This is a genomic window from Clostridiales bacterium (assembly GCA_025757645.1).
GTDB lineage: Bacteria > Bacillota > Clostridia > Oscillospirales > Oscillospiraceae > CAG-103.
The window spans coordinates 2,116,777-2,135,217 of record CP107216.1; the positions used below are offsets into that span (position 1 = coordinate 2,116,777).

The window sequence follows — 18,441 nt, forward strand, 5'->3', positions numbered from 1 at the left end:
GGTGACTGTTCATCATCGGGCGGTGTCGGTATGAGGGAACAAGGCAAGGCGGCAACATTAAGGTATCTATAAAAACCTTGCCGTCTTTGCCACGCTTGCCGTGTTCCTGTTGTCAGTCTCGGAGATAGCAAACCCATACTGTGCCGTCTTTCTCGGTCACAAGTCTGTCTCCGATACGGCTTTTTGCCGTTCTCATGGTGCGTGAGGAAATCCCACGCTCATTGACTGCCTTTTCCAGCTCTGCACTCGGCATACGCTTTCCGTCCGCAAGCAGTTCCAGAATAAGCATTTGCGCCTGTGCGGTCTTGCTTTCCGTCTTGGCTGTGTCTGTCCCGTCAAGAAGCTCGTCAGCGGTAATGTCATAAGCCCCTATCCACTCAAAACCTTTCTCGTCTCCCAGAGAAAATGCAAGGGACTGTCCGGGCGGCGCAAGGGAGCTTTTCTCATGGATAAGCACCCTCGTTGTGGGGCTGTCCTTCAGCTTGCCGATAAAAAGCAGGCTGCGGACTGCCGCCGTAATGTCGATAGACCCCAATCCCCGGTAGGTGCTTTGCGTTCCTGCGGCTTTATTAAGGTGTCCGATCAGCACGATAGCGCACCCGGTAGCCTGTGCAATGTCTCCCAGACTGCGAAATATCGGGCGCACCTCGTTTGCTCTGTTCATGTCCACATCTGCACCCAGAAAAGCCTGTACTGGGTCAATGATAACCAGCCTTGCGCTGTTTTCCCGGATTGCCCTTGCTATGCGTTCATCGGCAAGGGTCAGCGGCGTGTCTCTATCGTCAATGACAAGCACTCGTTCAAGGTCTGCGTCTGCTTCTATCAGTCGGGGCTTGACGGTATCACCCAGACCGTCCTCGGCGGTCTGATAGATGATATTGAAAGGTTCAAGTGTCTCCATACCGGGCAAAGGCTTTCGATTGGTGCAAGCCGCCGCAAGGCGCATGGCAAAGTAGGTCTTGCCCTCGCCGGGATTGCCCTGGATAATTGTCAGCTTTCCAAATGGGATATAGGGAAACCATAGCCATTCCACGCTCGTCAGCTCCACATCAGCCATACGGAGCATTGGGACAGGCTGGGCGGTTGGCAGCTCTCGCAGCGTGATTGTCTCGGCTATGAATTTGCGGCTCGGAATATCCCCTTGCTGGCGGAGAACATCGTTCCAGTCTTTCCTTGCCGGGACAAGGCGAATGACGGCTATCTCGCAGGGAATGGACTGTGCCAGTCGGGTACAAGCTTCATTTCCTGCGGTGTCGCTGTCAAGGCAGAGGAACACTTTTTGGGTGTCCTTGCGCTCAGAAAGAAAACGGTCAAGGGCTTTGCCAGAAACGCCGCCCAGGGCAAGATAGCTCCTTGTCTGCCAGTCCTGCGGATAAAGGCAGATAAAGGACAAAAGGTCTATCGGCGCTTCAAAGACAAAGAGCTGGTTGCCGTTTCCCTCATAGCGGAACGGATAGGACTTGTCAGACCCGGTAATATCCTGTCTGAATGTGTCTGCCGTTCCTCGCACATGGGCGTATCTCGGTGTGCCGTTTCGGTCTCTGCCGACAAAGACAACATTGTGCCGCTTTGCGTCCTCATAAATATCCCCGGAAAGAAGAAAAGTCTCAACCAGTTTCGGGTTGAGACCTCGGCTTTCGCAAAGATATTGAATTGCTCTGTCGGCTGTTCGGTTGTGCAAGGGCAAGTGGAACGCTGTGGGCGGTGCTGTGGTGGCTTCGGTCTGTCCCTCGCCGTTTTCGCCTGTCAACATCTGGACGGCTTCGGGAAAGGACTTGCCGTAAAACTCTATGACAAAATCAATGGGATAGCCGCCCTTGCTCTGGCTGTGGCGAAACCACTTGTTTCCCCGGACGGTCAGACTGTCATGTTCTTTCCAGCGGTATTCTCGTCCGCTTTTTATCAGTGTCTCTCCCTGTGTGCGGAGAAAATCTTCCAGACTGACGGCATTTGCCCGGTCAATCTGTGCTTGGGTGTAATTCATCGGGATAGTTCCTCCTTTTTCTGTCGTGTTTGGGGTCGATTTTGGAGCTTTTGTTCCTCTGTACGCTCGTTAAATCGGGCGGCAGTATCTACGCATGACTTGACCTTCCAAAGGCGGTGTAAATCGTCTCTGACAGCCTTAAACTCGCCATAGGTGGTTTCGTGCGCCTGTTCCAGTTCGTCATACTCGTCGGACAGCTTTTTCATATCCACCTTGCCGTCCGGGAATTCCCCGGTCAGCTTTCGTCTGGCGGCGTAGAACTGTATCAGTTCCGCTTCATGCTCTGCCTTGTACTTGGCTCTGGGCTTCTCAAACTTGATTTTCTGCAAGCCGTCATAGACAGGCTTCAAGTTCTGGAAAGCAGCGGAGCTGTCATAGAGCTGCTTAATTGCTTTCATTCGGGCGGTCTGCCCGTCCAGCGTTTTCTTCAAGCTCTCTGTGGTGGAGCTGTGTTCATTGACATGGCTTTCCAAATCTTCAAGGGTGTAAATGCCGTTTGCCCGGAGATAATTGAAAGTCTCGTTCATCTCCTTTAGGTTGCTGATTTTGCCTTTCTGGGAATAAGCCCCGGCTTTGCGCTGGGTGTAGTAGGCGTTCAGCAGAGAAACAAGGTCGGGGGTCTGCGGCTTGGCAAGCTCTGCTTTTGCTTCGGCAATCCAATCAAACAGGAGAGTGATTTTCTTCTTGATGTCCCGGATAACGGCATTGGTTGCCTTGGTCCAGCGGTTGAACTCGCCTTTCTCGGTGCGTATGCCTTTCTTCTCCATTGCCCGGACGGTTGCGCCCTCGTGGACGGTGGGAAGAAACTCCACGCCCTGACGCTCATAGCTCCGGTGGTCGATACGAACGTCAAGCTCCTTTTCTGCAAACTTGGCGTTGCATAGCTCCGCCCATGTCTGCCGCCAGTATTCCAGCGTTTCGGGACTGCCCCAGTCGGTAGTGGGAACGGCGTTGAAAACAAACTCGCCGTTCTGGTCTCGGATACGGTTGTCGTCCTCGTCCAGCTCATACACCCGGCGTTGCTTTAGCCCCCATTTGCCGTCCTGCTCGATGGGGCGGATAGGGCAAAGCACATGAAAATGCGGGTTTGGTATGCCGCCGTCCTCCCGGTCTGGCTGGTGTACGGCGAAGTCAACCACCATGCCCCGGCTCACAAAGTTCTCCAATAAAAATTGCCTTGCAAGAGCGATGTTTTCCTCAAGGGAAAATTCATTCTGCAAGGCAATGTCAAAGCTGTATGCAAGCTGGGCGTTCTTTCCACGCTCGGCTTTTTCCACGGCGTTCCATAGGGTCTGGCGGTCTGCGTATTCGGGCGGTGCATGGGACGGCAGGAGAATGTCAGAGCAGATCACGCCGCCCTTGCGGGTGTAGTCGCTGTATTCGCCGTAATACTCGCTATACAATCGCTCCCCGGCTCGGTAGGCAGCAGAAGCGATAGCGGACTGTCCTGCGCTTCGCTTAGTCTGCGTGACGCTCAGATGAAATAGTGCCATCGGCTTTCAACTCCTTTTCTCTGTTTGCTTGGCTGATGTGGGTAATCGCCATGTGACGGACGGCTCGCTGGACTTCGGACAAAGAAAAGATTTGTTCCATCAGCTCTGTCATTTCGGTGCGTGTGAGATCTTTGACCTCCGGGGCAAGGCTCTCAATCGTGCCGCCCAGATTGCAAAGGCGGTGGGTGCGTTTCTTTCTTTCGCCCTGTTCCAGAAATTTCTTTCGGTTCTCCAGACGCTCCAGCTTGTGCTGTTCCTGTGCAAGCTGTGTCTCGACCTGTTCCTTTTCGGCTCGGAGCTGTTCAAGGTTTTTCGGTTTTGCCATTTTTCGTGACCTCCTTTTTTGAAAATGGGGATAAAAAAAGACCGTCAACTTTTCGCAGATTGCGACCAGTCAACGGTCAGTTTTTCGGTATTCAGTTGTTGTGTTCAGTTCGGTAAATTGAAGTTGGTCAAAGTTGTTGGCGAAGATATTCCACAACATTTCCATTCGTATCATAGAAACAGATGTTTCCTACATTGAGGGGCAGGACAATGGCGAAAGGCTTGCCACTATCAATATCAATCACCTGAATGCCGTTGCCATCATCTACTTCAAGTCGAACAATATTTTGGGTATTCATTGAGATAAATGCCCTTTCGTTATTTCCCTCAACAACAAACTCTGCAATGTAATCATCAACCTCAACTATATCTCCACCACCACGGAAGAAATATCCAAAAGACAAGCCAGGGCGATTTACATAGACAGAAAAAGTGTGGTCTGTCTTGTCCTGTGGGTAAGAAATAAATGCAGCCATTGTGTCGGAAATGCTTCCATCAACAATCCAATCATCCAAAATTTTTTGAGATTGGCGAATGTCTGCTTCTAAACTGTTTGCGGTTTTACCAATGTCATTGTTTGCATAAAGGAAACCGAAAACCAACACACAAGCCAAAATAACACCCAAGAGGATTATGGGTAATTTCTTTTTCATAGAATCACACTCCTTTATCAAATTAAGATTCTTGATTTTCAAACTTGCTGGCGGCGAACGGTTTGTCAAAACCGTTTGCGGACGGCAAGTCCACAGGGGATAGCCGCTTTAGCGGCGCAAGGGGGTGTAGCCACCTTGACGGAACGAAGTGACGCAACATTCTCGGTCATGCAGTTTTCTTCTGCTGACGGAGAATGAAGCTCCGCAGGACGCACTACTCTCGACAGAGAGTATAGAAGTGCGCCCTTTAGTTCCTAAAGGGTTTTGCTCCGGCTTAATTTCTCGACAAACTGCAATTAGTCATTTCAGTAAGTATTTTCCGAGTCCTATCTGAATCAAATATAGGACAAGGATATGTGCTGGATAAAAAACATAGAAGAAGTATTTTAGCTTCAGTTTACCACGCTTTCCGTTGTATAGCAGAATAAGCAAGCAGGCAAGAAGCGTACATAAAGGCGGTTGATTCCCCGTTGTCCCCATGTAAGCCAAAAGGAACAGCAACACTTGATAGATTCGGTGATTACGGCAAATATAAAATGCTGATATGAATAAGATCCCCTGCATACCGTAGTCACAATGGATTCCTTCCGCAATGCCGGAAAAAAGCACTACACTGAGAACTTGCAGGACTGCTGATTTTATTCTATCCACCGGTAGGTCTGATTTACACGAAAATCTTTCAAGGCATACCAATGTCAATAAGCCTAAAAACAAGGTGAAAAATACATTTTGATACTTCAAGTAAAACGGAAATGTATCTTCCATTCGTGAATACGCACTAAAGAAACCTATGTCAAATGGAACTTCCGAAATAAGGGCAAATGCAAGCATCAACCCAATATAGCGTTTTTTACTTCTTGTGTGTTGGAATCCTTCTGCCAGCAAAAAACAGAATAGCGGAAAAGCAATCGTCCCAATGCTTTGCAAATCAAACCGTATGAAATAATCTATCTCTCGGAATCTCTCCCACGACATTTGCCCGTTATCTGCCATAGCCCCCCAGTAGTTTGATAGCAGCCATTGCAGCACAATTTTACATAGATGGTCAATAAGCATTGTCAGTACAGCAATAACCTTTAGCGAATTTCCTGAGAGAAATTGAATGCGATTTATTTTCCTATCAAGGCTCATAAAGCAACCTCCTACCAACTTCCAATTCTACGATTTTTCGCATTCAAATTATACCATAAAACTCGTGAACAATTCTATCGCAACTTTGGAATATATGAGAAAAGTCCGAACAGTTTTCTGCCCGGACTTCCTCACTCAATCATAAATCAATTCTGCTTTCACAACTTCCTCTGCCTGTGCCTTGCAAGCGTTCATCTGCCGCACCCATTCCATTTGGTTTTCAGCTTTCAGTTGCTCGGTCACGCCGTACTGTTTTGCCAGCTCCGGCACGATCAGTTCCATGCGGTTTCGTGCCGCTTCGTCAATCTCGGCGCAATGTTCAAAGAGCTTGTCGGATAGCACCAGTTCATTGAACAGTATCGGGCGGTGCATTTCTAAATACGCCTTGCGAAGTCTGCCGTAATGTCCGAGGGGCTTGGTCTTGCGGATAACGATGTTCGGGATAAGATAATCACCGTTCTGTGTGTAAGTGATATTCATGCTGTTTGTACTCCTTTCATCGGCTCTCTCTGCGGTAAACTGCTGACAGGGACGAACACGCCATTTGCAATATCCTCCGCACGAATGGCGGCTTTCTTGGCTTCGATTTCTGCCTTTTTCCGCTTCTTGATTTTGTCCTCGTATCGTTTCTGCGCTCCGCTGGCTTTCCGCTTCAAGTAGTTCTGATGAAGCCTATCCTTGCGTTCCTCACGCTTGCGGATTTCCTCTAATTCCTCCGGGGTAAGCTCCTCTTCTCCAAACGCTGGGGGAACGAAACGCCCGACAAAATTGAAGTAAATCTCGACCTCCTGTGTGGTCTGAATACTGCCCTTGCGGTCACGCTCATGCACAAGGATTTTCTCGATAAACTCGTTGAGCATGGCAATGGTCAGCTTGTCGAAGTTCTCATATTTGTCAATCAGAGCGATAAAACGGTCAGCGTCCTTTTCGTGCTTCTCATAGCTCTTGACTGCCTTTTCCAGAACAGAGATTTCAGCGGTAAGCTCGGACTGTTCCTTTTCGTATTGAGCGTCCAGAGTGGCGTATCTGCTGTCGGACAGCTTTCCCAAAATGTTGTCCTCATAGATTTTACAGAGCAGGACTTCCAGCTCGGACACTCTCTGCTTGGCGGTGGCAAGGCGTGTACGCTGTTTCTTGACCTCTGCCGTCTGCTGGCTGGACTGCGCTTCCTGCACCACACGGACAAACTCGGCTCGGTCATGCTTGGCATACTCGGCAATAGCTTTGAGCATTTCGGAAACAAGGGACAGAACCACATCTTCATTGATACGGTGCTGTGTCGTGCAGAGCTTTCCAACTGGGACTTTGCTGTATTGGGAACAGGTATATTGAGAAATACGCTTGCCGTTGTTGGTGCGGTGGACATACATCTTGCCGCCGCAATCGGCGCAATAGAGCAAGCCCGTGAGGGGAGCTGCTTCGCCCCAGCCGTCCGGGTAGCGTCTGACATTCCCACGGATTTTCTGCACAAGGTCAAAGGTCTGCTGGTCAATGATAGCTTCATGGGTATTCTCGAAAATCGTCCATTCGTCCTCCGGGACATAATGGCTTTTCTTGTCCTTGAAGTGCTTTCGGGTCTTGAAGTTGATGGTGTGTCCCAGATATTCACGCTTTTCAAGAATGTTGCAGATGGTGGAAGAACCCCAGCCGTACACATCTTTGAAAGTCTTGTTTTTGTTCACGCCCTCGCTGTGCTGGGCAAGGTAAGCGGACGGAATGAGGACTTTTTCTTCTTTCAGCTTGCTGGCGATCTGATACGGACCGTAGCCCTCAATCGTCATGGCAAAGATGCGCTTGACCACATCAGCGGCTTCGGGGTCAACCAACCATTGGTCTCTGGCTTCGTTCCAGAGATAGCCGTAAATGACCGTGCCTGTGAGGTGCTTGCCGGACTTGCCTTTTGACTGGAAAGTGGAACGGATTTTACGGCTGGTGTCTCTGGCGTAATACTCGTTCATAATGTTGCGGAAAGGGGTAAAATCATCGTCCCCTCTGGCACTGTCCACACCGTCATTGATGGCGATAAGGCGAACGCCACGCTGACGCAGGATTTCCATAATCTGACCGACTTTCAGATAGTCACGACCCATGCGGCTCATGTCCTTGATACACAGATACTCCACATTCCCGGCTTCAACCTCTTTCATCATTGCCAAAAATCCGGGACGGTCAAAGCAAGTACCACTAATGCCATCGTCCGTGAAATGGACAATGTTTGTAAAGCCCTGCCGTGCGGCGAACTCCTCCAACATAGCCTTTTGATTGGAAATGGAATTGCTCTCACGCTGTTGGTCATCATCTTTGCCAAAGTCATCACGGCTCAGTCGTTCGTACAGAGCTGTGATTTTCTCGTTTTTTTTCATAACTTGCGCTCCTTTCTTCGGTTTTAGGTTGTGTGTTCTAAGAGACTTCCCAACCGCTTGATTAAGAAGTCTTTTAGAGCATACAACACCCGCCGCCATTTTGAATTTGACATACTGCTTGACGGCGAAGTGCTCCGGCTGCTTTTTTGCCAAATCGTCAAAGAGGATATCTACGGGACTTTTATAGGTCTCGTCGTCCTCTCTGGCTTCGCAGGCGTTTAGCAGGTACAGAAGCGTGATGAAGTTCCGTTCCTCTGGCTCTGCCTCATACCAGATGTAGCCGATCAGGGCGCAGTATAAAAGCCGCTCGGCTTTGACCCAAAAATCTTCGGAGGATTTTTCACCGTCGCCCTTCGTGTTGGCGATGATGACATTGACCAGCTTGAGGATATCCTTCTCGGAGCGCACATAGGCCAGCGGGTTATATTTCATGCTTTTGGAAAAGTTGATGGTGTTCAGGACCTTGATGCGGTATGGCTCATAGACGACCTTGCCGCGCTTATCCCGCACCGGCTTTCCGTTCTCGTCCCGCTTCGGCCCGCCGTGCGCCAGGAGCTTTCCCGTCTCCCGAAGGAGCTGCCCTTTGGGATCGGTGACCACATAGGAGCTGTGCATTTGGAGCAGGGACGGCTTGACAAAAAACCTTGTCTTGCCGCTGCCGGAGCCGCCGATGACCAGGATATTTTTATTTCTCGCCGTTTTTGGATCCTTCGGGCGGCTGGTCATGGTGAGGCTTTCCGTCCGGGTCAGAGGGATGTTCCAATCGGGAACGGGGTCTATGTAGGGCGCGATATCCTCCGCCGTGCCCCAGCGGGCAGAGCCGTATTCAATACCCTTGCGGTATTTCTTCGCGTTCTTGCCCTTGACATACACCGTCAGCCGGACGAGGACTGCGCCGAGGATGCCGACGCAGATATCCAGCGCGTGAAAGCTGGGTGCGGAGCTGGCGAAGGCCGTCTGAAAGCCCTGCCCGATATGCAGCAGCTTTTCCGAGGCATCAAGCCCCGGCGCCAGCCGCACCGCCTGGCAGAGCTTATCAAAGAGATACACAAAGAACAGATACGGCAGGTTTGGCAGAAGATATTTTTTGAGCTTATCCTTCATCGCTCCACACTCCGTTCTCTGGTCTTGACCTTTTCGCCGCGCTCCTGCTCCTTGTGCTGCGTTTTGGACTGCTCCTGTGCCTTTTCCAGCTTGTGCCGGATAGAAGGTGCTTTCTCACGGCTCAGATTTTTAGCGGAGAACTCCCGGAAGGCCGCTGTAATCACATCGGCGTCCCGACCCTTGAAGAACACCAGGTAACGGGTATGCTCGCCGGAAGTGTCCTTCTTCAAAGCAAAATCCAGGCCGTACTTCTTCGCTGTGGAAGAAAAGGCCCGGATATTCTGATCTGTGATCTCGATGTTGGAAACGCCGGTGTTGTGCTTCATAAGCTGCCGGAGCGTCTGCTTGCCGTGCCGGAGCTGCGGATTTTTCTTGTGCTTCTCCATGTCTGCCAGCACCTTCTTTATAGCCTGCTGCAAGAGCTGGGCGGTCATTTTGCTGGCCTCCACACATAGCGCAAGGGTTTTCTGCGTGATTTCTTCCTGCAAGGCGTTCACCTCCGATCTCCGCTGCCGTACAGGTCATGGCTGACAAGGGATGTGTAATAGCTGTCCATCGTGACCGGCGCGTTATACAGCGCCGCCAGCAGATATTTCTTGATATTGCGGACATAGGTGGTGTTCTCCCGCATCCGGTCAAGGACATACTCGATATGCGAGGCGTTCAGCTTCAGGAACCGCGACCGGACGACCTCGGCAGGGTAATCGTCCCCAGCCACACGGATCATCTCCCGGTTGGAGCAGACGGTATCCACCATGAGCTCCACCAGCTCGTCCAGCCGGTCCTTGTCAAGCTGCACGTTCTGCGAGAGTACGTCATACTCGATGTTCTCTAAGATCAATGCCCGATAGCTTTCCCGCTTTCGCATCCCGTCCTGTCCGGTCCGCTCCCCGGGGGCTGGGGGACTTGATGGGATAGGACTTGATCCTTGCGTAATTGATAGATCTGTCTTTGATGGATAGTTACTTGATTCTTCTTTATTTAATTGGGCGGGGTTCTCCTGAATTGGAGCGTCCAACATTGGATTTGCCTGTACGGGATTTTCCCGTATAGGTTTTTCCTGTGTAGGTGATGGCGCTTTAGGTTGTTCCAGAATAGTGTATTCGATAGAGCCGAGCTGCCCGTTTGCGCCACGGACACGCGCACGGATCAGATAGCCGTGCGCCTCCAGCTCCCGGATGCCACCACTGATGCTGTCAATTCCATCCTTGCAGATACGGGCAAGACCCTTCATGGTGTAGTCCCAATTCTCCGGCAGAGACAACATGAGAGATAAAAGCCCTTTCGCTTTCAGCGACAGCGACATATCCCGCAGATGATAGTTTGACATGACCGTGTAATCCCTGGTCTTTTCGATACGGAATACAGCCATCTTCGCACCTCCTTCCTCTGAAAATGAAAAGTGTTGATTTCGATGAAAAAAGCCTCCGGTTTGCCTCTCGGATGTGATCCATAGGAAAACATCCATGCCCGCCTGCTTGCGGCGGGCAGAGAGGAAAAAACAGAGGCTTTCGCACCCTAATCACAACACTTGAATTTAGGTATAGAAAAAGGGCGGCTGTCTTAAAAACAGTCGCCCGAAAAGGGGATATATACAAGTTATTTGCTACTCGTCCGCCTTGAAAACCGTTGATATTACTGGCTTTTTCAAAAAGTTCTGTATCACCACTCGCACCACGCCCCGGAAGCTTCGGCTTCCGGGTTTTTTTCTGTCTGCAGCAAATATCACAGCAAAAAAGCGCCGGCCTCCCGCGGGAGACCGGCGCCGGTTTTTTTACGCGCCGAAGCACGTGAACATGATGACGAGATAAACGATGTACAGTCCGCCGATGAAAAAGCCGACCCAACGCTTGAATTTGCCCTGCACAAGCGCAGGGATGAGCGCACCTGCGCACACGACAAGGCACGCCGGAATGTCCAGCAGCAAGCCCTGCCGCTCGACCGGCAGCGGCTTGCCGAGGATGAGCGCGCACAGCGGCATGATAAGCGTGAGATCCATGATGTTCGCGCCGATGATGTTGCCCACCGACAGGGACGACTGCTTTTTGCGGATGGCGGTGATGGTCGTCACGAGCTCCGGCAGCGACGTGCCGATGGCGATCATGGTCGCACCGATGATGGCATCCGGCACACCGATCATCTGTGCGAGCGCGGTGCCGTTGTCGATCAGCAGCTGCGCACCAAGCACAATGGCCGCAGCGCCAAACACAAACTTGCCGATATTGAGCGCGACCGTCCGGCCGTCCGTCTTGGGGCGGGCATCCTGCTCCGGGGCCTCAAGCGACTGCTCACGCCGCGCAGCGACAAGGCTCTCGGCAATAAAGCACACAAAAATGACAAGGATCAAAACGCTCTCAAGGATGGACAACTGCCCGTCGCGCGTGAAGCCAAACAGAACCGCGATCGCCGCGAGCAGCAGCACCGCCTTGACCGCATACTGCCGCCGCGGCATGGTGCACTCCATGCAGATCAGCGACAGGCACATGATCAGGCCGGTATTGGCCGTCACCGAGCCGACGGCGTTGCCGATGGCGATGTCCGCATTGCCCTCCAGCGCGGAAAAGACGGACACAAGCATCTCCGGCAGCGTCGTGGCAAAGCTCACAACGGTCGCGCCGATGATGAATTTTGGGATGCCGGAGGCCTCCGCGATCCACGTGGCGGCGTCGACAAAAATGTCGCCGCCCTTGATGATGCACACAAGGCCCGCCGCGAACAGCAGCAGGACAAGAAAGAGGGTACTGCCGGTAAAATCGAGGTTCATAACGCATTCTCCTTCGTGATCGCACAAAAAAATGAGACTTTCGGCACGATCATAAATATGATGTGCTAAAAGTCTCATTACCTATCACAATAGGCGCATGACCACCGGCGGATGCCGGGAGATTGTTGGTCATGCATTTGTAACTACTCCCTTTTAACGAGAAAGCATCATAGCACACCGCGCCGGGCTTGTCAAGCGATTCCACACCCGGTTGCCGCTCAGCGCACCAGCTTCATGAGCAGGCGCTCAAACTCGCCGAGCATGCCCACGGAATCGGCAAAGATCATGCTCTTTTCGTACATACGGCGGTAAGCGTCCACGTTCTCGTCCGTGCGCGCGGTGTAAATGATCGGGATGACGAGCAGGCCCCGGCGGCGCGCCGCCTGCACGGCCGTGCGCACGTCGTCGATCGCCTCCGCCTCGCTGAAATAGCCGGACGGCAGCCCGTCGGAGAGCACCATGAGGATCTTGCGGCGCTCGGTGCGCTTGGCCAGATCCAGCGCGGCGGCGCGGATGGAATAACCGTCCTTGTTGCCGTTGCCGGCGGCGATCTGCTCCATGGCGTCGATGCAGCGGCTGCCGATCTCCTTCTGGTCGAAATCCTTGATGACGCAGTGCTCCACGGCGTTCGTGCCGCCGTCAAAGGCGACAATCTTCGTATAGGCGATGCCCTTGAGCGCCTCCTCGAGCACGGCCGCCGTGGCCAGTGCCGTAAAGAGCTTGGATGTCCCGTCGCCGATACCGGCGCCCATGCTGCCGCTGCGGTCAATGAGCAGGTAAAACGCCGTCTCGCGCTTGGACGGCGGTGCTTTGCGGCGAAAAACGTCCTTGGCATCGAGCGGGATCTTCCACAGCTCGCGCTGCGAGAGCGCGCCGGTGCGCTGGCTGGCGCTGCGTTCGCGCTGCTGGCGCAGGAGTTTGTCGAGCCGGTGGTGCAGCGCCTTTGCCCGCTCGGCAAATGCGGGCGGCAGCCGCCCGCCACCCGGCGTGATATACGTCTCCGTAAACGTCAGGCCGGCATACCGCTCGGCCAGCCCCTGCCGCTCCCCGGCGTCGAGCCGGGCAGCACGCGGGCCGGAGACATGCAGCTGCTGCTCAATTGCCCGCTCGCGTGTGAGCGCTTTTTCCGCCGCGGCGAGCATGGCGTCCGTCTCGGCCGCGCTGAGCGCAAAGCCGCGGTGCGCGCCCCAGCCCGTGCCGAGCACTTCGCGCAGGCTCTCCGGCCCGCCGGAGGCCGCCTTCTGCGCAGCAGACACCGTATCCGACGAGGTGGCGGTCGCCCCGCTCTGGCCGTGATTGCCGCTGCGGCCGACGCTGGACGATCGGCCGCGGTCCTCCCTGCCGTTTGTCCCGGCTGAGCCGCTCGGCTTGACCTCCTGACTGGCGAGGCTGCCGCTCATGTCGCCGTGGCGCTCGGAGTTGTCGCCGCTGCCGCCGGCTGCGCTGTCGCCTTTTTCAAGATCGGCGTCCTCCCCGTCGGCAGACGGGCCCTGGCGCGCCGCATCCTGCGCCTCACTGCGCAGGCGGAGGCGGCTGTCGCAGCCGTCGCCGAAGGCTTCCGCGCGGTCGCCCTCGCTGAAGGCATAGTCCACGAGCTGCGATGCGATGCGCGCGAGCGCATCGGCATCCGCGATGCCGCACAGGCGCGCCAGCTCCGGCGCGAGCGCCGCGAGGATCTGCCGGCCAATGTCCGCGCACGCGGCGGCCGACGGCGCAAGGATCGCCGCCTCCACCTCGGCCCGGACGGCGGCGAGCGCCGGAGTCCCGCACGGGATGCCCGTGAGCGCAAAAGCCTCCAGCTCATCGAGCAGCGCCGCGAGCGCGCTGCCGGGTGCGGCCGCCTCGAGCTGCGCATAACACACGAAGCGCAGCAGCGGCAGGTAGCCCGGAAAGCGGCGGCAGAGGATGTTATCCGTGCGCGCCTGCTCCAGAATGTTCAGTATCCGGTGCCCGAGCAGCGCCCCGGTCTCGGGCGCGAGGGCATAGTGCGCGTGAAAATATGTGCCGGCCTCCGCCGCGAACGCCGCGCAGACGTCCCGGTCGGAGCTGCTGTCGTGCTGGATCTCGCGCGCGAGCAGCACGCGCAGCGCGGCCGTCCAGTGGCGGGCGTCAAAATCCGTGCGCAGCAGATATTCCGCCCCGCCGACGGTGACGGCCGTGCCGTCCGTCGTGCAGCGCAGACTATCGTCCGCCGTGACGGTATCGACCCGGATATTCCCCGGGACGAGCAGTGCGAGGCTGCGCCGGAGCAGCGGCGTGATGGGATCATGCGCCAGAAACGCCCGGTAGCGCGCCAGCGCGGCGTCAAATCCGTCCATCCTGCGGCACCATGCTCTCAATGAGCTCGGTCAGCTGGAGGCGGGTGTAGGCGTCCTGCGGCTTGGAGGCCACGTTGTCGAGCAGACCCCAGCGCAGGCCCAGCAGGGGCTCCGCGCGCAGGGCGTCAATAAAGCCGCGGATCGTCATCGCGTCCGGCTCGAGCCCGCCGGCGCTGCGGATGCGGTCGCGGATGGCACAGTAAACATAGTCGCAGATATTCAGGCTGGCGGCGCTCGCCTCGGGCACGACGCGGTGCAGCACATCGACGATGCTCTCCGGCTCGGCGATGTGGATGGGCGTGAAGCGGTCGATCGTCGCCTCGTTCATGAAGTTCGTGCCGGCATAGTCCTCGTTCATCGTGATCGTGAACGCCGAGTGCGGGTGCATCTGCACGAGCCCGTAGCCGGGCACCTGGATCTGGCGCGCGGCGTCGGTCAACGAGTGGAGCACGTCGGCGCACTCGGGCTTTATGGTGTTGCCCTCGTCGAGCACGACGTCCGCGCCCGCCGCGAGATAGCGCAGCATATCGCTCAGGCGGTAGCGCATGGTGCCGTTTTCGATCGTCGGGCCGCCGAGCAGGTCGAGCTTGTCGAGCTCGGCATTGCCCTGCATGCGGTACTGCGGCACGTTGAGCAGCCAGTCGACTGTCTGGATGAGCGTATTCTTGCCGCAGCCCTTGCTGCCGACGAGGCGCAGGTGCATGCCCGAGAGCCGGTAGGCAAGGCAGCGCGTGAGCGCGCCGAAGCCGTCCGCCTGCACATAGCGCACCGGCGGATCGGGCACCAGCTCGGGGTATTCCGGCAGGGAGAACATCTCCGCGAACACGCGCAGGATGATCGGCTCCGGCACTGCCTGCTCGAGCAGATACTCGGCGCGCGCAGTCAGCGCTTCCGGGGACGCGCAGCCGCGCGCGGCCGCGCCGTCGATGGCCGCGCGCACCGCGCCGCTGAGCGGGTCGCCGCAGCGGTATTCGGCGAGAAAGCCCCAGACGTCCGGTGCGCCGCCGTCGCACGGCTCGCCCGCGGAATCGCACAGGGCCGTGACCCGCGCCCGCACGGGCGCGGTGCGCAGCAGCGCCGTGAGCGCCTCCGAGGGCGCTGTCACGATGCCGATGCGCGCAAATGGGTCGCCCGCCGCCGCCTCGGACAGGCAGCACACGGGCAGCGTCTCGCCCTCGACGCGGCAGAGCACGACCTCCGGCCACGCATGGCGCTCCTGCGCGCAGAGCGAGCGCAGGAAGTCGAGCTTCATCGGTGCTTTCAGATTGCTGCCGCCGCAGACGGCGGTCTCAAATTGCCGGGTAGGATGCATATCGGTTTCCGCCTTTCTCAGTTGCCCCGCGTCGCGCCCCAGGGAAAGCCCTTGGCGCTGCCGTGGTAGATCACGCGCCGCACATTCAAAAACGCGCAGCGGCCGATGCGCTCCACGCTGTCGGGGATGACGACCGTGTCCAGATTGCTGCACTGGTAAAATGCCTCGTCGTGGATCTCGCGCACGCTGTCCGGGATGACGATGCCCGTCAGACCGATGCAGCGCGAAAACATCCCCTCCGGAATGACGGCGAGACCGCGCGGCAGATTGGTACTGCGCAGGTGCACCTTATCATAAAATGCATAGGGCTCGGCCGTCTCGATGCTGTCCGGGAGGATGAGCGTGTCCAGATACGTATAGGAAACCATGGCGTAGGACGCCAGACGGCGCACGCGCACCCCGTCGACCGACGACGGCAGCTCGAGCACCGTGCCGCCGTTGAAGCAGCCGTCCGTGCCGATGCGGCCGGTCGCCGCGTCAAAGGCGAAATTCTGCTCCGCCGCCTGCGCCGCCGTCACGGGGTAGGTGTCCCACGGGCGGTCACGCAGCCAGGTCTGGATGTCCGCCTGCGTGCGCGCGCGCTTTTGTGTCAGGTAGTCCTGCATCTGCTGCAGGCCGCACTGCTGCGAAAAAAAGACTGCCAGATCCTCAGCCTCCAACGGAATGGAAAAGCCCTTCGGCAGTGTAAGCCTCAGCTGCATGGTCAGGATGCGGCGGACATCGCTGCACGCATCGTCATACCGCGAGAGCACCTTCTGATCGCAGACGAAGGGCACATCCAGCCGCGAGGCCTCGATGCCGCCGGCCGTCAAAAGCCCTGCAAAGCCGTGGGCGCGGTCCAGGATCTTTTTCACGTCACGAAACTGCGTGCTCTGGTAAAGAAGCATCTCCATACGAGGCCCTCCGTCAAATTGTTATAAAACTATCATACAGGTGCAAGGACCTTTCTTCTGTAACCTTTGCTGCACAGAAGGCGGTTTCCTTGTCTCTTTTCCGGCGCTTTGGGCAAATTTTGTACACGGTGTACATCGTTTATTCACTGGACAGTTCTTTCCTGTTGTGGTAAACTAAAGTTACGTTACACAAGTCCCAAAAGTGCACACATTTTATCAAGATAAAGGAAGCGTTCACATGAATGAAGTGAAAAGCCCCAAAAAGCCGTTGGTGTATTATTACGCCATCGTCATTCTCGTGATTCTGGCGCTCAACTTTCTGGCGGTGCCCTGGCTGAGCCAGCGGCAGGTCAAGGAGGTCGACTACGGCACGTTTATGACCATGACGGAAAATCAGGAGATCGGCCGTGTGGAGGTGCAAAATAACCAGATCCTCTTCACGAACAAAGACGACACGCAGGTATACAAGACCGGCCTGATGGACGATCCTGACCTCATCTACCGCCTGAAGGACTCCGGCGCGGAGTTCTCGAGCGAGATCGTCGAGCAGATGTCGCCGTTTCTGTCGTTTCTGCTGACGTGGCTGCTGCCGATCGTGTTTTTTGTCGCCCTCGGCCAGTTCATGCTCAAGCGCATGACGAACAAGGCCGGCGGGCCGAACTCCATGATGTTCGGGCTCGGCGGCTCGAGCGCGAAGGTCTATGTTAAGTCCGCCGAGGGCATCAAGTTCTCCGATGTCGCCGGTGAGGACGAGGCCAAGGAAAACCTGACCGAGATCGTCAACTACCTGCACGACCCGGCGAAGTATCAGGAGATCGGCGCATCCATGCCCAAGGGCGTTCTGCTCGTCGGCCCTCCGGGAACCGGCAAGACGATGCTGGCCAAGGCCGTCGCCGGCGAGGCGAACGTACCGTTTTTCTCCATGTCCGGCTCGGAATTCGTGGAGATGTTCGTCGGCATGGGCGCGAGCAAGGTGCGCGACCTGTTCCGTCAGGCCAAGGAGAAGGCGCCGTGCATCGTGTTCATCGACGAGATCGATGCCATCGGCAAAAAGCGTGACGGGCAAGTCGGCGGCAACGACGAGCGCGAGCAGACGCTCAACCAGCTGCTGACCGAGATGGACGGCTTCGAGGGAAACAACGGCGTCATCATCCTCGCCGCCACGAACCGGCCCGAGTCGCTCGACCCGGCGCTCACGCGCCCCGGCCGCTTTGACCGGCGCGTGCCCGTGGAGCTGCCCGATCTCAAGGGCCGTGAGGAGATCCTCAAGGTGCACGCCCGCAAGATCAAGGTCGCCGAGGACGTGGACTACAACAAGATCGCGCGCATGGCCTCCGGCGCATCGGGCGCGGAGCTGGCGAACATCGTCAACGAGGCCGCGCTGCGCGCCGTGCGCGACGGCCGCCGCTTTGCCACGCAGTCGGATCTCGAGGAGAGCATCGAGGTCGTCATCGCGGGCTATCAGAAGAAAAACGCCATTCTCACGGATCAGGAGAAATGGACGGTCGCCTACCACGAGATCGGCCACGCGCTCGTCGCCGCGCTGCAGACGCACTCCGCCCCCGTGCAGAAGATCACCATCATCCCCCGCACGTCCGGTGCGCTGGGCTACACGATGCAGGTTGAAGAGGGCAACCACTACCTCATGACGAAAGAGGAGCTGGAAAACAAGATAGCCACACTCACCGGCGGCCGCGCGGCCGAGGAGGTGCGCTTCGGCGTCATCTCCACCGGCGCGTCCAACGACATTGAGCAGGCAACAAAGCTCGCCCGCGGCATGATCACGCGCTACGGCATGAGCGAGGCGTTCGACATGGTCGCGCTCGAGACGGTCACGAACCAGTACCTCGGCGGCGACGCCTCCCTCGCCTGCTCGGCCGAAACGCAGACGCAGATCGACCATCAGGTCGTCGCACTCGTGAAAAAAGAGCACGCCAAGGCCGTCGGCATCCTCACGGAAAACCGTGCCAAGCTCGACGAGCTGGCCAAGTACCTCTATGAAAAGGAGACCATCACCGGCGAGGAGTTCATGGCCATTCTCAACCGCGCCTGACAGGCTGCGATGCGGTCGTGCAGCGATCCTGAATCACCCCGCGAAAGGA

Annotated in this window: 14 protein-coding genes; 1 reads left to right on the forward strand and 13 read right to left on the reverse strand. The window is 56.3% G+C overall.

All coding sequences use genetic code 11. The features are described 5' to 3' along the window. Window positions 1-112: 112 nt before the first annotated feature. From OGM61_10285 to OGM61_10345, 13 genes are all read right to left on the reverse strand, one after another. Window positions 113-1,984 (reverse strand): AAA family ATPase, encoded by a 1,872-nt coding sequence (locus OGM61_10285; protein ID UYI84222.1) that lies wholly within the window; start codon window positions 1,982-1,984, stop codon window positions 113-115. After that, on the reverse strand, window positions 1,981-3,477 hold the full coding sequence (locus OGM61_10290; protein ID UYI84223.1) for a MobA/MobL family protein: 1,497 nt from the start codon (window positions 3,475-3,477) through the stop codon (window positions 1,981-1,983). The genes OGM61_10285 and OGM61_10290 overlap by 4 nt, the downstream gene beginning before the upstream one ends. Next, on the reverse strand, window positions 3,443-3,802 hold the full coding sequence (locus tag OGM61_10295; protein UYI84224.1) for a DUF3847 domain-containing protein: 360 nt from the start codon (window positions 3,800-3,802) through the stop codon (window positions 3,443-3,445). The genes OGM61_10290 and OGM61_10295 overlap by 35 nt, the downstream gene beginning before the upstream one ends. A 127-nt stretch (window positions 3,803-3,929) precedes the next feature. Further along, entirely contained in the window at window positions 3,930-4,454 is a 525-nt protein-coding gene (locus tag OGM61_10300) for a hypothetical protein (GenBank protein UYI84225.1), read from the reverse strand. A 300-nt stretch (window positions 4,455-4,754) separates the two neighbouring features. Further along, window positions 4,755-5,585 carry a conjugal transfer protein TraX gene (locus OGM61_10305; protein ID UYI84226.1) on the reverse strand — a complete coding sequence of 277 codons (831 nt, stop codon included), beginning with the start codon at window positions 5,583-5,585 and terminating at the stop codon, window positions 4,755-4,757. Between the two features lie 135 nt (window positions 5,586-5,720). After that, window positions 5,721-6,065 (reverse strand): TnpV protein, encoded by a 345-nt coding sequence (locus tag OGM61_10310; protein ID UYI84227.1) that lies wholly within the window; start codon window positions 6,063-6,065, stop codon window positions 5,721-5,723. Next, window positions 6,062-9,052 (reverse strand): DUF4368 domain-containing protein, encoded by a 2,991-nt coding sequence (locus tag OGM61_10315; GenBank protein UYI84228.1) that lies wholly within the window; start codon window positions 9,050-9,052, stop codon window positions 6,062-6,064. The genes OGM61_10310 and OGM61_10315 overlap by 4 nt, the downstream gene beginning before the upstream one ends. Continuing rightward, complete coding sequence (locus OGM61_10320) at window positions 9,049-9,540, reverse strand: PcfB family protein (GenBank protein ID UYI84229.1); 492 nt, start codon at window positions 9,538-9,540, stop codon at window positions 9,049-9,051. Before OGM61_10320 ends, OGM61_10315 begins: the two co-directional genes overlap by 4 nt. A 5-nt stretch (window positions 9,541-9,545) precedes the next feature. Beyond that, a complete protein-coding gene (locus OGM61_10325) occupies window positions 9,546-10,424 on the reverse strand; it encodes a helix-turn-helix domain-containing protein (GenBank protein UYI84230.1) in 879 nt (292 codons plus the stop codon). A gap of 402 nt (window positions 10,425-10,826) precedes the next feature. Beyond that, complete coding sequence (locus tag OGM61_10330; GenBank protein UYI84231.1) at window positions 10,827-11,816, reverse strand: calcium/sodium antiporter; 990 nt, start codon at window positions 11,814-11,816, stop codon at window positions 10,827-10,829. Window positions 11,817-12,034: 218 nt separating this feature from the next. Further along, on the reverse strand, window positions 12,035-14,134 hold the full coding sequence (locus OGM61_10335) for a hypothetical protein (GenBank protein ID UYI84232.1): 2,100 nt from the start codon (window positions 14,132-14,134) through the stop codon (window positions 12,035-12,037). Continuing rightward, a complete protein-coding gene (locus OGM61_10340; GenBank protein UYI84233.1) occupies window positions 14,121-15,446 on the reverse strand; it encodes an AAA family ATPase in 1,326 nt (441 codons plus the stop codon). The genes OGM61_10335 and OGM61_10340 overlap by 14 nt, the downstream gene beginning before the upstream one ends. A gap of 17 nt (window positions 15,447-15,463) precedes the next feature. Next, the gene (locus tag OGM61_10345; protein ID UYI84234.1) at window positions 15,464-16,339 is read right to left on the reverse strand and encodes a leucine-rich repeat domain-containing protein; all 876 of its coding nucleotides are present in this window, start codon (window positions 16,337-16,339) and stop codon (window positions 15,464-15,466) included. Window positions 16,340-16,577: 238 nt separating this feature from the next. Here OGM61_10345 and ftsH point away from each other — a divergent pair, with 238 nt between their 5' ends. After that, on the forward strand, window positions 16,578-18,392 hold the full coding sequence (gene ftsH / locus OGM61_10350) for an ATP-dependent zinc metalloprotease FtsH (protein UYI84235.1): 1,815 nt from the start codon (window positions 16,578-16,580) through the stop codon (window positions 18,390-18,392). Window positions 18,393-18,441 lie beyond the last annotated feature (49 nt).

Bases quoted from the DNA above. Each gene is read 5' to 3' on its own strand.
- OGM61_10300 (UYI84225.1), bottom strand. From the start codon at position 4,454: ATGAAAAAGAAATTACCCATAATCCTCTTGGGTGTTATTTTGGCTTGT.
- OGM61_10330 (UYI84231.1), bottom strand. From the start codon at position 11,816: ATGAACCTCGATTTTACCGGCAGTACCCTCTTTCTTGTCCTGCTGCTG.
- OGM61_10285 (UYI84222.1), bottom strand. From the start codon at position 1,984: ATGAATTACACCCAAGCACAGATTGACCGGGCAAATGCCGTCAGTCTG.
- OGM61_10305 (UYI84226.1), bottom strand. From the start codon at position 5,585: ATGAGCCTTGATAGGAAAATAAATCGCATTCAATTTCTCTCAGGAAAT.
- ftsH (UYI84235.1), top strand. From the start codon at position 16,578: ATGAATGAAGTGAAAAGCCCCAAAAAGCCGTTGGTGTATTATTACGCC.
- OGM61_10325 (UYI84230.1), bottom strand. From the start codon at position 10,424: ATGGCTGTATTCCGTATCGAAAAGACCAGGGATTACACGGTCATGTCA.
- OGM61_10335 (UYI84232.1), bottom strand. From the start codon at position 14,134: ATGGACGGATTTGACGCCGCGCTGGCGCGCTACCGGGCGTTTCTGGCG.
- OGM61_10315 (UYI84228.1), bottom strand. From the start codon at position 9,052: ATGAAGGATAAGCTCAAAAAATATCTTCTGCCAAACCTGCCGTATCTG.
- OGM61_10295 (UYI84224.1), bottom strand. From the start codon at position 3,802: ATGGCAAAACCGAAAAACCTTGAACAGCTCCGAGCCGAAAAGGAACAG.
- OGM61_10345 (UYI84234.1), bottom strand. From the start codon at position 16,339: ATGGAGATGCTTCTTTACCAGAGCACGCAGTTTCGTGACGTGAAAAAG.
- OGM61_10310 (UYI84227.1), bottom strand. From the start codon at position 6,065: ATGAATATCACTTACACACAGAACGGTGATTATCTTATCCCGAACATC.
- OGM61_10340 (UYI84233.1), bottom strand. From the start codon at position 15,446: ATGCATCCTACCCGGCAATTTGAGACCGCCGTCTGCGGCGGCAGCAAT.
- OGM61_10290 (UYI84223.1), bottom strand. From the start codon at position 3,477: ATGGCACTATTTCATCTGAGCGTCACGCAGACTAAGCGAAGCGCAGGA.